Annotated in this window: 10 protein-coding genes and 1 tRNA gene; 7 read left to right on the top strand and 4 right to left on the bottom strand. The window is 65.0% G+C overall.

The annotated features are described in order from the left end of the window. Positions 1-123 precede the first annotated feature (123 nt). The gene (locus tag QU44_RS01135; protein WP_033919549.1) at positions 124-519 is read left to right on the top strand and encodes an endonuclease domain-containing protein; all 396 of its coding nucleotides are present in this window, start codon (positions 124-126) and stop codon (positions 517-519) included. Positions 520-529: 10 nt separating this feature from the next. After that, entirely contained in the window at positions 530-2,326 is a 1,797-nt protein-coding gene (locus QU44_RS01130; protein ID WP_033919547.1) for an aminopeptidase P family protein, read from the top strand. Here the strand turns inward: QU44_RS01130 and QU44_RS18830 are convergent, their stop codons facing one another. Further along, on the bottom strand, positions 2,327-2,461 hold the full coding sequence (locus QU44_RS18830) for a hypothetical protein (protein ID WP_269429153.1): 135 nt from the start codon (positions 2,459-2,461) through the stop codon (positions 2,327-2,329). 91 nt (positions 2,462-2,552) lie between these two features. Here QU44_RS18830 and QU44_RS01125 point away from each other — a divergent pair. Next, positions 2,553-2,627 (top strand) — tRNA-Thr (locus QU44_RS01125). 72 nt (positions 2,628-2,699) lie between these two features. Here the strand turns inward: QU44_RS01125 and QU44_RS01120 are convergent. Next, the gene (locus QU44_RS01120; protein WP_033919545.1) at positions 2,700-4,001 is read right to left on the bottom strand and encodes a BNR repeat-containing protein; all 1,302 of its coding nucleotides are present in this window, start codon (positions 3,999-4,001) and stop codon (positions 2,700-2,702) included. A gap of 55 nt (positions 4,002-4,056) precedes the next feature. Beyond that, positions 4,057-4,395, bottom strand: a complete 339-nt coding sequence (locus QU44_RS01115) for a hypothetical protein (protein ID WP_033919543.1) — start codon at positions 4,393-4,395, stop codon at positions 4,057-4,059. A gap of 199 nt (positions 4,396-4,594) precedes the next feature. Between QU44_RS01115 and QU44_RS01110 the strand changes: the two genes are divergently transcribed. From QU44_RS01110 to QU44_RS01095, 4 genes are all read left to right on the top strand, one after another. Further along, complete coding sequence (locus QU44_RS01110) at positions 4,595-5,269, top strand: extensin family protein (protein ID WP_033919542.1); 675 nt, start codon at positions 4,595-4,597, stop codon at positions 5,267-5,269. A gap of 108 nt (positions 5,270-5,377) precedes the next feature. Further along, a complete protein-coding gene (locus tag QU44_RS01105; RefSeq protein ID WP_033919541.1) occupies positions 5,378-8,083 on the top strand; it encodes a TonB-dependent receptor in 2,706 nt (901 codons plus the stop codon). After that, positions 8,080-9,219 carry a glycoside hydrolase family 53 protein gene (locus QU44_RS01100; protein WP_231621568.1) on the top strand — a complete coding sequence of 380 codons (1,140 nt, stop codon included), beginning with the start codon at positions 8,080-8,082 and terminating at the stop codon, positions 9,217-9,219. Before QU44_RS01105 ends, QU44_RS01100 begins: the two co-directional genes overlap by 4 nt. Beyond that, complete coding sequence (locus QU44_RS01095; protein WP_033919540.1) at positions 9,220-11,529, top strand: glycoside hydrolase family 2 TIM barrel-domain containing protein; 2,310 nt, start codon at positions 9,220-9,222, stop codon at positions 11,527-11,529. It abuts the gene before it with no gap. A 128-nt stretch (positions 11,530-11,657) separates the two neighbouring features. On the opposite strand, the gene QU44_RS01090 is transcribed toward QU44_RS01095, so the two are convergent. Continuing rightward, the gene (locus QU44_RS01090; RefSeq protein ID WP_033919538.1) at positions 11,658-12,002 is read right to left on the bottom strand and encodes a hypothetical protein; all 345 of its coding nucleotides are present in this window, start codon (positions 12,000-12,002) and stop codon (positions 11,658-11,660) included. Between the last annotated feature and the right edge of the window lie 15 nt (positions 12,003-12,017).

Raw genomic sequence — 12,017 nt, 5'->3', positions numbered from 1 at the left:
TAGCCAAGCCCTTTTTCAGCAGCCTGTTAGAAGAAGGGTGCGCGAGGCGAAGCGAGCGGGAGAGCCCTCTCCTGCTTGCGGGAGAGGGTTGGGTGAGGGGCCTTCCTTCGATACATTCCACCGATGCCAGCGATCCGCCCCACCAATCCGCACGCGCGAACGCTGCGGCTGAACGCTACCGATGCCGAGAAGCACTTCTGGAGCGCGGTTCGCAACCGGCAGCTTGGCGGGTTCAAATTCAGGCGGCAGGTGACGATCGGGCCGTATATCGCCGATTTCGTCTGCCCCGAGCGGCTCCTGATCGTCGAACTCGACGGCGGGCAGCATGGCGAAACCACCGATGCGACTCGTACTGCCTATCTTCGCGGATGCGGATACCTTGTGATCCGGTTCTGGAACAACGACGTGATCGAGAATATCGAGGGGGTTCTGGTTACGCTGTTGTCGCACCTCGAAGCCGATGTGCCCGTTGACAGACCCTCACCCAACCCTCTCCCGCAAGCGGGAGAGGGCTTTTAAGAAGAACGCCATGTCCAGCTATACCCACCGCCTCGCCGCGCTGCGTGCGCAACTTGCCACCGATACGCTCGACGGGTTTGTCGTGCCGCTCACCGACGAGCACCTCTCCGAATATGTCGGGGCCTATGCCCAGCGGCTTGCGTGGCTGACTGGGTTTGAGGGGTCGGCAGGCACTGCGGTCGTGCTGCCGCAAGCGGCGGCGATATTTACCGATGGGCGCTACACCATCCAGGTGCGCGAGCAGGTTTCGGGCGAGAATTGGCAATATGTGCCGGTGCCGCAGGTGAGCGTGGCGGGCTGGCTGGCCGAACATGCAAGCGACGGCGCGCGGATCGGCTATGATCCGTGGCTGCACACCAGCGCCTGGGTGGCCGAAGCGTCCAAGGCGCTGGCGGCGCGCGGGGCGGTGCTGGTGCCGGTCGATGCCAATCCGATCGACCGGGTTTGGGCCGAACAGCCCGCACCCTCGGGTGCCAAGCTTACGCCCTATGCCGATGCACTCGCGGGGCGCTCTTCGGCGGACAAGCGGGCCGAGGTCGCGGGCTGGCTAGAGGCGCGCGGGGCCGATGCGGTGGTGCTCTCGGCGCTCGATTCGATCGCGTGGACCTTTAATATTCGCGGCGGCGACGTCGATAACACGCCGGTCGCGCTTGCCTATGCGATCGTCCATGCCGATGCGACCGCCGATCTGTTCGTGGCACCAGACAAGCTGACCGACGAGGTTCGCCGCCACCTGGGCAACGCAGTACGGCTGCATGAGCGCGGCGACTTTGCCGCCGCGCTGGCGGGGTTTGCGGGCAAGCGCGTGGTTGCCGATCCGGCGGGCTCGGTCGCGGCGATCTTCGATGCGCTCGCGGCGGGCGGTGCCAAGGTTATCGCGATGCGCGACCCGGTGCTGCTTGCCAAGGCATGCAAGAACCCGGCGGAAGTCGCAGGCCATGAGGCGGCGCAATTGCGCGATGCCGGGGCGATGGTACGCTTCCTGCGCTGGATCGAGGCCGAGGCACCCAAGGGCAGCCAGACCGAATTGTCGGCGGCGGCGAAGCTTCGCGAATACCGCGAAGCCACCGGCAAATTGATGGACCTGTCGTTCAACAGCATCTCGGCGACCGGCGCACATGGCGCGATCCCGCATTATCACGTCACCGAAGAATCGAACGCGCCGATCCTGCCGGGACAATTATACCTGATCGATTCGGGCGGCCAATATCTCGACGGCACCACCGACATTACCCGCGTCGTGCCGGTGGGCGCGCCGACGCCCGAAATGCGCGACCGCTTCACCCGCGTGCTGCGCGGGCATATCGGCATCGCCACCGCGATCTTCCCCGAAGGCACCGTCGGCGGCCAGCTCGATTCGTTCGCGCGGCGGCCCTTGTGGGAAGCGGGGCTCGATTTCTCGCACGGCACCGGCCACGGCGTCGGCGCGTATCTGGCGGTGCATGAAGGGCCGCAGCGGATCGCCGCGCCCAATTATCCCGGCGGCGGGCCGGCCGAGCCGTTGCTTGCGGGCATGCTGCTGTCGAACGAGCCGGGCTATTACAAGGCCGGCGAATACGGCATCCGAATCGAGAATCTGATCCTGACCGAGCCGCGCGAAGTGCCCGGGGCCGATCGCGCGATGCTGGGGTTCCGCACGCTCACCTTCGTGCCGATCGAGCGCGAGCTGATCGAACCCGCCTTGCTGTCGCCCGCCGAGCGGGCCTGGATCGACAGCTATCATGCCAAGGTGCTGGCCAAGGTCGGCCCGACCGTGGAGGGCGAGGATCGCGCCTGGCTGGCGGCGAAATGCGCGCCGCTGGACTAATTATTCGGAAGGCTCGCGCGGAACGGCGGGAGGCACGGCGGCAGACTCCTCGCCGCGCGCCTGCGCCTTGCGCCGCCGCAGATTGTCGCGCAGCGCTTGCGCCAGTCGCGCCTTTTTATCGTCGTCGGTGGTCATGGGTGTTGCTGTACGCCGCGCAAGCCGCGCTTGACAATCACCCGCTCCCCTGCACATAGGCCCCTCCCCGCCCGCAAGGCTGCGGGGCGTTGCTGCTGTAGCTCAGTGGTAGAGCGCGTCATTGGTAATGACGAGGTCGGGAGTTCAATCCTCCCCAGCAGCACCATTTTCCGAAATACCCCGCCCTCAAGGCTTCGCTTGCCGGGGGGCAGCGGACCCCGGAGGGGTGCCGGTTCGATCAGGGTATCACCAGCCGGAGGACGCCGGGATCGGGAATATCCGGGCTCGGCTGGTCGCGATTTGGCGGGCGGGTGGGCCAGGCGAGCGCGATGCCGCTTGCGTCCTCGACGGTGTTCAGCACCATCCCCGGCGGCACCGCGATCGATCCCGCCAGCGTATCGGCGAGCAACGTGCCGGGCGTTTCCTCCAGCCGGGCAAGTGTCTTGGCATCGAGCAGGAAATCGATCGGCTTGCCATCGCGGATCACCGATATACGGATGCGGTCGCGGCCCACCGGCCGCGCACCCTTTACCGATAGGCGGCTGTTCAGCGAACCGCCGCCGCGAAAATCCCAGCGAAAACCCTGCCAGTCGCTGACTTGCGCGATCCGCCAGCCTTTACCCTCGACGCGGGCGACATAGATTTGCGTGTTTCCCGCCCGGTCGAACTTGTGGAAGGTGATCATCGCGGCACCAGCGGGGTCGAAGCCGATGACGGTGTTGTTGTTGATCATGCCGCCCTCGACCGGCACCGGATCGACGATCTGCGCGGTCGACAGCCGGATCGGCAGTGACAGCGGCGTGCCGTCGGCGCGCTCCCAGCGCACCATATCCCGGCTGCGGGCATAGGACAGATCGTGATTGGTTTCCGCCATCGGCGTCTCGCGCCAGACCCACGCGATGTGGAAATACCCGTCCGGCCCCAGCGCCGGCCCCATGAAATAGGCGTTGCGCTGCCCCTCGCCATCGGTGAGCGGGGTTTGCAGCAGCGGTGTCCAGCGCTGCGCGGCTGCGTCATAGACGTTGTAGATTTCGTTGCCGTTGCCGCTGCCGCCGTCGCGATATTTGAAGACCAGTCGCCCGGTGCCGTCGTGCAGGAAGATCGGATAGGTCATCCGCGCCTCGATAGCCGGATCGACCATCACGCGCTGCCGGGTAAGGGTGCGGACGTCGCCGGCAACGCCGCTGCGATAATAGACCAGCGGATCATTGTGCATGTTGGCGGCGACATGGATATGGCCCGCCGGATCGAGCGCCATCGCGATGTAATTATGGCTGTCCCAGCCGAGCCAGCTATCGAGCTTGTGATACACCCAATCCGCCGAACGCCGGGACCGCGATGCGACCGTCAACTGGCGGTTGGCATCATAATAAGCGACGAAGATCCGGTCCGCCGTCACCTGCAGCGCGAAACGCGCGCTGTGGCCCGACCACACCCGGTCAATCGCGCTGAGCTGCGCCGGGGCCGATTGCTGCGCCGACACCGGGGATAGCGCGGCGCAGATGGGCAGCAGCGCGGCGGCGAACAGATGGCGGAGCATTGCGGCGGTCTCCGTTCAGGAAAAGGTGGCGCTTACCAGCGCAGGCGAGGCTGGATCAGCGTTGTTTGCGGGTGATGGCGGCGTTGAAATCGGGGTCTTTCTTTGCCACCCAATCGACGAATTTCTGGATCGACGGGTTCGCCAGCAGCCCGGCAACGTCCATGCCGTGGCGCTGCAATTCGGAATTGGTGAAGGTGGTGGTCACCGTTTTCTGGCAGATCGGGTGCATCGGCACGACATCGCGCCCGCCCCGGCTCTTGGGCACGGGATGGTGCCAGATAATGGTGGTGCCGGTGGGCCGCCCGCATAGCCAGCAGTTCGGCACCACCGCCGGTGCGGCATCCTCGTTCCGCGGCGCTTCATCGCGCTCATATTTCGATTGCTTGCGGGCCATGCCTATCCCTGAAATCCGACGACGCCCTGCCGATCGTCGGCGGGCGGGCGGCATCTCTACACCAGCATCGGGCCTGCGCCAGCATCGAGGCGTACCGATAGCCAATGCCGCCATGAGGATGCCATCATTCACACAGATTTTGCGCCTGCCTGTGCAAATCATTCGCCAAGGGTTCAGCTTGATAGGGTAGCATGAAGTCATGCGTATCCGTTCCCTGTTGGCAGCAGCGATGCTGCCTGCCCTTTTGACCGGCTGTGTCTTTGGCGGCGGCGATGGGGCTGCGCGGCGGGCACCGACGAGCGCCAGCCGCACGCCGGCCCCGGCGTCGCTGCCCCTGCAGCCAAGCGCCGAGACGCTGCAATGCCAGGCCGATCTCAACCGCGACCGGGTGGATTATCGCCCCCTGCCCAATCAGGATTTCGGCGGCGGTTGCCTGGTGGTGGGGGCGGTGCAACTGCTCGACATCGGCGTGCCGGTGGCGGGGCTGAAATCGATGCGTTGCCCGCTGGCGCGCAATTTTTCCAATTGGGTGCGCTATGCCGTCGCCCCCGCCGCGCGGCAGATCCTGGACAGCGACGTGGTGCGGATCGAAAGCTATGGCACTTTCGCCTGCCGACCGATCGCCGGCAGCGCCCGATTGTCCGAACATGGCCGCGCCAATGCGGTCGATGTCGCGGTGTTCGTGCTGGCCGATGGCCGGCGGATCAGCGTGCTCGACGGCTGGCGGGCGGGCGACGATCGCGAGCAACGCTTCCTGCGGACGATCCACCAATCGGCGTGCAAGCGATTCACCACGGTGCTAGGCCCCGAATATAACGCAGCGCACGCCAATCATTTCCATTTCGACATGGCCGGCAACAGCCTCTGCCGCTGAAAACCGGTACCCAGCGATACTAATCATTGCCAAGCGGTGCGGCTTGCGGCTATCGCGCCGACCCATTAATGGTCTTATAAATAAGACAGAATTTTGGGGGAGAGAAACATGGTTCGTTCAGCGCTGTTCAGTTCGGTCGCGGCATTGGGATTGCTCACCCAGGCAAGCGGCGTCCATGCCCAGACGGCAACCGCCACACCCGATGCCATCGCCGCGCCCGCCGCCGAGCAGCAGGACGACCCAGCCGACGAGATCGTCGTCACCGGCTATCGCGAATCGCTGCGCCGGGCGCTGATCGAAAAGCGCGATGGCGACCGCGTGCAGGAAGTATTGTCGGCACAGGACATCGGCAAGCTGCCCGAAGCGAGCATCGCCGAATCGCTCGCCCGCCTGCCCGGCGTCACCACCAATCGCGATCGCGGCAACGGCACCGCGATTTCGATCCGCGGGCTTGGCCCCAATCTGGTCAACACATTGCTGAACGGGCGCGAAATCGTCTCCGCCGAAGCCAATCGCAACATCCGCTATGAGCAGTTCCCCGCCGAATTGCTGAACGGCGCGTTCGTGTTCAAATCGCCCACCGCCGCGCAGGTGGAAGGCGCGATCGCCGGCCAGGTCGATCTGCGGACGGTCAAGCCGCTCGAGCAGAATGGCAGCAAGCTGGTCGTCAATATTCGCGGTGGCCTCAGCACCGAAGCCGACAAGGTGCAGGACGCCGATCCCTTTGGCTACATCGTCAGCGCCAGCTATATCGGCCAGCTTTCGGACACACTGGGTTTCGCGATCGGCTATTCGGGCCGCCGCCAGGCCGTGGCGACCACGCGCACCAACATCTTTCGCTATACCAACAGCTTTGCCGACCTAGACGGCGATGGCCAGGGCAATGACAACATCCCGTTCGGCTTCGAAGCGCTGGCACGCGGCGGCGACGACATTCGCCATGGCGCGCTGGGCGCGATCCAGTGGCAGCCGTCGAGCAACCTCGAGGTCAATGCCGATTTCCTCTATAGCCATGTCGCCTTCGACGAAACGCAGCGCGGCTTCCGTGTCGAGGGCCTGCCGTTCGGCAACACGCTGAGCGGCGGCGTCGGCCAGGGAGGCAACATCACCGGCATCACCACCACCGTGTTCCCGGGCAATGAATCGTTCGGACAGGTGGTACGCGGGGTGAATGAGTTGTTCTTCTTCGAGGACGATCTGTACGCCGGCGGCCTGAATGCGCGCTGGTCTGCGAATGGCTGGACGGTGCGCGGCGATGCCGCCTATTCGACCACGCGGCGCGACCAGCAATTCCTGACGCTGCGGACCGAGCCGGTCGGCTTTGCCCCCACCACCAGCTTCCAGTCGTTCCGCGGTCGCCGGCCGACGATGACGATCAATGCCGACCTGACCGACCCCAATCTGTTCCGGATCGCCGATTTCCAGATCCCTGAAAATGGCGGCGGCGCGCCGATCATCAACGACGAGCTGAAGTCGGGCATGCTCGACATCGAACGCGAACTGGGCGGTGGCCTGTTCCGGTCGATCGTCGTCGGCGGTCGCTTCACCGACCGGTCGAAGGATTATACCCAGCGCACCCAGTTCGGCTTTATCGACCCCGCCGCGCGCGCGTCGACGCCCGATAATCTGCGGAACCCCAATTTCTATTTCGGCGATCAATATGCCGGGCTGCCGGGGGTGCAATCGATCCGCATCCTCGACGCGGTCGAGCAATTGTTCGGCCCGATCAATCCCACCCAGTCGTTCTTTGACCAGCGATCGAGCTGGGAGGTCAGCGAGAAGACCTATGCCGGCTATACCCAGCTGAACCTCGCCGGCAATTTGTTCGGCCTGCCGGTCAGCGGCAATGCCGGCGTCCGCATGATCCGCACCGAAACGCTGTCGGCCAGCACGCAGATCAACCAGACGGAGAACCCCGACGGATCGGTGACCAACACCGCGGTGCCGGTGGCGACGCCGAACAACTTCACCGACTGGCTGCCCAACCTGAACCTGAATTTCAAACTGACCGACAAGCTGCAACTGCGCGCCGGCCTGAGCCGGGCGGTGTCGCGCGCGCCGCTCGACGACCTGAACGCCGGGTTCGGCCTGTTCAACTTCGGCGCGCCCGAAGCGGTCGGCGGCAACCCACTGCTCGAACCGTTCCGCGCCAACCAGGCCGATCTTAGCCTGGAATGGTATTTCGGGCGTGACAGCGCGTTGACGGTGGCCGGTTTCTACAAGGATCTGGATACCTTCATCGTGCCGCAGGTGACAACGATCCTGGCCCCCAACCCCGCCGGCGGCCCCGACATCGAGGGTACGTTCCGCCAGCCGGTGAACGGCAATGGCGGTTATATTCGCGGCTTCGAAGTGCTGTTCCAGACGGCGTTCAGCTTCCTGCCGGCCCCGCTCGACGGCTTTGGCGTCTATGCCAATTACAGCTTCACCGACAGCAACATCACGGTGCAGGAAGACGATAATGCGATCGGCGACATCGCGTTGCCGGGGCTTTCAAAGCATGTGTTCAACACCGTGCTGTATTACAGCAAGGCTGGCCTCGAGGCGCGCGCGGGCTATCGCTATCGCGACAGCTATGCGACCGAATTGGGCGATACCGATCGCATCCTGTTCACCGCGCCCGAAGGCGTGCTCGATTTCCAGCTGAGCTATGAATTCCCCGACACCACCCCGGTCGGCGGGCTGACGCTGATGTTCCAGGCGAACAACCTCACCAACGAACCGTTCGAAACCTATTATGGCGACCGCGCGCTGCAGGGCCGATTCGAGCAATTCGGCGCGCGCTATCTGTTCGGCTTCGGATTCAGCCTGTGATCGGCCGCACGATCACCGGGCTGATGCTCGCCGCGTCGCTTACCGGCGGCGCGGTGGCGCAGGATATACGTTCGACGCGGCCCCAGGAAGTGCGCTCTACGCGCAGCGGTTTGTTCCTGGGGGCCGATCTTTCCTACGTCAACGAGATGGAAGATTGCGGCGCGGTGTTTCGTGCCGGTGGCAAGCAGGTCGATCCGTTCAATTATATGGCCGAGCGCGGCGGCAACATCGTGCGCGTGCGGTTGTGGAACGATGCCCGCTGGACTCGCTACAGCGGCTATGACGATGTCGTGAAGACGTTGCAGCGCGCCAAGGCCGCCGGGCACAAGACGCTGCTCGACTTTCATTATTCGGACGATTGGGCCGATGGCGAAAAGCAGTTGCCGCCCGCCGCCTGGGCCAAATTATCGACCGACGAACAGGCAAAGGCGCTGGGTGCCTATACCAGCGAGACGCTGCTGAAGCTGCACGCACTGGGGCTGATGCCCGATTGGGTGCAGGTGGGCAACGAGACCAATGGCGAGCTGATGGCGGGGCCGACGGGCGAGATCAACTGGGCGCGCAATGCCAAGCTGTTCAACGCCGGGATCGCGGCGGTGCGCGCGGCGGGCAAGCAGACCGGCACCAATCCGCAGATCATGCTGCATATCGCCCAGCCCGAAAATGTCGTGCCCTGGTTCGATGCGGCGACGGTGGCCGGGGTGCTCGATTACGACCTGATCGGCATCAGCTATTATCGCAAATGGTCGAAATCGACGCCGGCGCAACTCGGCGCGACGATCAAGGCGGCCAAGACGCGCTACAAGGCCGATGTCGTCGTGGTCGAAACCGCCTATCCCTTTTCGACCGAGGGGGAAGACAGTTCGCCCGACCTGCTGGGGGCCGACACGCTGATCCCCGGCTATCCCGCCACGCCCAAGGGGCAGCTCAAATATCTGACCGACATGACCCAGTTGGTGGTCGATAATGGCGGCATCGGCGTCGTCTATTGGGAGCCTGCCTGGGTTTCGACCCAGTGCAAGACGCGCTGGGGCACCGGATCGAATTGGGAAAATGCGGCGTGGTTCGGGCTTGGCCGGCATGAGGCGCTGCCCGCGTTCGATTTCCTGTCGCGCGACTATCGGGTGGGGAAGTAGATGATGCAGGGTCGCGCGCTGCTGCTGGCGCTGCTGGCGCTTTCCGCCGCACCCGTCGCGGCGCGCGACATCCCCTTCGACACTGACTGGCGCTTCCAGCGCGCGGCGAGCGACACCGCGACCGCGCCCGATGCGGCGGCGTGGCAGACGGTGACGCTGCCGCACACGACGCGGATCGAACCGCGCGTGGTGAACGACCAGTGGCAGGGCATCGCCTTTTACGAAAAGAGCTTCGATGCGCCCGCCGATTGGGCCGGGCAGACGGTGCTGCTGCGCTTCGAAGCGGCGATGAACGTCGCCGAGGTGTCGGTGAACGGCGTCGCGGTGGCCAGCCATGACGGCGGCTATCTGCCCTTCACGATCGACCTTACGCCGCACCTGAAAGCGGGTGCGGGCAATGTCGTTCGCGTCCGGCTCGACAATCGCGACAATCCGCTGACCGGCCCCAAGCCGCTGAAGACGCTGGATTTCAATACCTATGGCGGGCTGTATCGGGGGGTTCGACTGATCGTGAAACCGCCGGTGCATTTGAGCGACGAGATGCTCGAGGGCAAGGTGGCGGGCGGCGGGCTGTTCGTTACCTATCCCGAGGTCAGCACCGAGCGCGCGACGATCGCGATTGCCGCCGATGTCCGCAATGGCGGCGCGGTGCCCGCGACTGCGACCGTGCGCCAGCAATTGTTCGACGGGGCGACGATGGTTGCCGAGGTCAGCGCGCCGCTGGCGGTCGCGCCGGGCACGCTGGCGCGCAGCGAGCAGCAGATCGTGCTTGCCGATCCCAAGCTCTGGTCGCCGCGCAGCCCCAGCCTGTATCGCCTCGTCACGACGATAGAAGGCCCCGGCGGCGGCAGCGACGTGACCGAGCAGCGGATCGGCATCCGCCGCTTCTCGATCGACGAGCGGGGAATTGCGATCAATGGCGAGCGGCGCTTCCTGCGCGGGGTCAACCGGCACCAGGAATATCCCTATGTCGGCTATGCGCTGTCGCCGCAGGCCGAATATCGCGATGCCAAGGCGATCAAGGAAGCGGGCTTCGACTATGTGCGCCTGTCGCATTATCCGCATTCGCCCGCCTTCATGCGCGCCGCCGACGAACTGGGGCTGGTGCTGATCGACGCGATTCCGGGCTGGCAATATATCAATCCCGATCCGCGCTTCCGCGCCTACACGCTGCAAACCTGCCGCGACATGATCCGCCGCGACCGCAACCATCCAAGCGTCATGGCGTGGGAATGCTCGCTCAACGAAACGCAGATGCCCAAGGCGCTGGTGGAGGACTATATCGGCATCGCGGCCCAGGAATATCCGGGCGGCCAGGCCTATTCGGCGGGCTGGCAGAATGACGGTTTCGACATCTTCCTCCAGGCGCGCCAGCACCGGTTGCAGCATTTCGAGCCGCCGGGCCGCGCCTATATCGTCTCCGAATATGGCGACTGGGAATATTATGCCCAGAATGCAGGCTTCGCACAGGATAGCTGGGGCGACCTGAAGGCAGCCGACCGCACCTCGCGCCAGCCCTTGGGCGCGGGCGAGGCGCGGCTGCTGCAACAGGCGACCAATGTGCAGGAAGCGCATGACGACAATCTGTCGACCCCGGCCTTTGCCGACGGCTATTGGGCGATGTTCGACTATAATCGCGGCTATGCCGACGATCTCGAGACATCGGGCATCATGAGCATCGAGCGGCTGCCCAAATTCGCCTACTCGTTCTTTGCATCGCAGCGGGATGCCAGCGAGGTATCGCCGCTGTTCAAGAGCGGACCGATGGCGAAGATCGCGAGCTATTGGACCAGCGCGTCGTCGCCCGATGTGCGGGTGTTCACCAATGCCGATGAGGTCGAATTGCTGCTGAACGGCAAGTCGCTTGGTCGCAAGGCGCCGGTGCGCGGGCGGATTTCGGGCAGGATCGCGCATCCGCCGGTGCATTTCCATATGGGCGGCTTCGCGCCGGGCAGGTTGGAGGCCGTCGCCTATATCGGCGGGCGCGAAGTGGCGCGCGACACGGTGACGACGCCCGGCGCGGCGGCGGCGCTTTGTACCGCGATCGACGATGCCGGGGTGCCGGTGGGGGCGAACGATCTGGTGTTCGGGCGCGCGCAAATCCTCGACGCGCGCGGCAATCGCGTGCCCACAGCGAACACCGAAGTGACCTTCGCTGCGGGCCAGGGCTGGGAAATCGTCGGCCCCGATCGCGTCGCCGCCGAAGCCGGAATCGCATCGGTACTGCTGCGCGCCACTGGGGAGGCGCGCGCGGGCGTTGCGGCAACCGCTACCGGGCTGGCCGCAAACGGCGCGTGCGCGGGGTCTTAAGGCGGGACGGCAATAGGCTGATCGATCTTCTCTTCGTCATTCCCGCGAAGGCGGGAATCCATAACCCCTGCACTGGCATATGGATTCCCGCCTTCGCGGGAATGACGGAAGGATTATGGTAGCCTTGTTTACGGCTTGGCTTCGGTCAGCCGTGCCAGCCAGGCCTGTGCCTGCTTGGGTTCGCCCACCGCCTGCGATGCGACCGGCCCGCGCGAGGCGAGGAATTCGCGGTGCAGGTCGAACGGCTCGAGTCCAAGCTGATCGCGCGCCGACTCGATCGCATCGGCAAGATCGGTCAGCGCCTCGACCACCGGGGCCACCGCTGCGCGCGCGTGGCGATCGCTCTGATGGTCGAACAGGCCCCATTTGCCCGACGCGGTGGTGCGAAGCGCCGCGATCAGCGCCGCGGTATATTCCGCCTCTAGTTCGAGCCGGCGCTCGTCGAGACGGGCAAGTCGTTCTGCCTTTGCCATGCCATCGCCCTATAG

The sequence above is a fragment of the Sphingomonas sp. 37zxx genome (assembly GCF_000786205.1).
In the GTDB taxonomy this organism is placed as follows: domain Bacteria; phylum Pseudomonadota; class Alphaproteobacteria; order Sphingomonadales; family Sphingomonadaceae; genus Sphingomonas.
Note: the sequence above shows the minus strand (reverse complement) of the source record. Positions and strands in the feature narration are given on the sequence as shown.

Coding starts and splice junctions, on each gene's coding strand:
- QU44_RS01135 (WP_033919549.1), top strand. CDS start 124: ATGCCAGCGATCCGCCCCACCAATCCGCACGCGCGAACGCTGCGGCTG.
- QU44_RS01130 (WP_033919547.1), top strand. CDS start 530: ATGTCCAGCTATACCCACCGCCTCGCCGCGCTGCGTGCGCAACTTGCC.
- QU44_RS18830 (WP_269429153.1), bottom strand. CDS start 2,461: ATGACCACCGACGACGATAAAAAGGCGCGACTGGCGCAAGCGCTGCGC.
- QU44_RS01120 (WP_033919545.1), bottom strand. CDS start 4,001: ATGCTCCGCCATCTGTTCGCCGCCGCGCTGCTGCCCATCTGCGCCGCG.
- QU44_RS01115 (WP_033919543.1), bottom strand. CDS start 4,395: ATGGCCCGCAAGCAATCGAAATATGAGCGCGATGAAGCGCCGCGGAAC.
- QU44_RS01110 (WP_033919542.1), top strand. CDS start 4,595: ATGCGTATCCGTTCCCTGTTGGCAGCAGCGATGCTGCCTGCCCTTTTG.
- QU44_RS01105 (WP_033919541.1), top strand. CDS start 5,378: ATGGTTCGTTCAGCGCTGTTCAGTTCGGTCGCGGCATTGGGATTGCTC.
- QU44_RS01095 (WP_033919540.1), top strand. CDS start 9,220: ATGATGCAGGGTCGCGCGCTGCTGCTGGCGCTGCTGGCGCTTTCCGCC.
- QU44_RS01090 (WP_033919538.1), bottom strand. CDS start 12,002: ATGGCAAAGGCAGAACGACTTGCCCGTCTCGACGAGCGCCGGCTCGAA.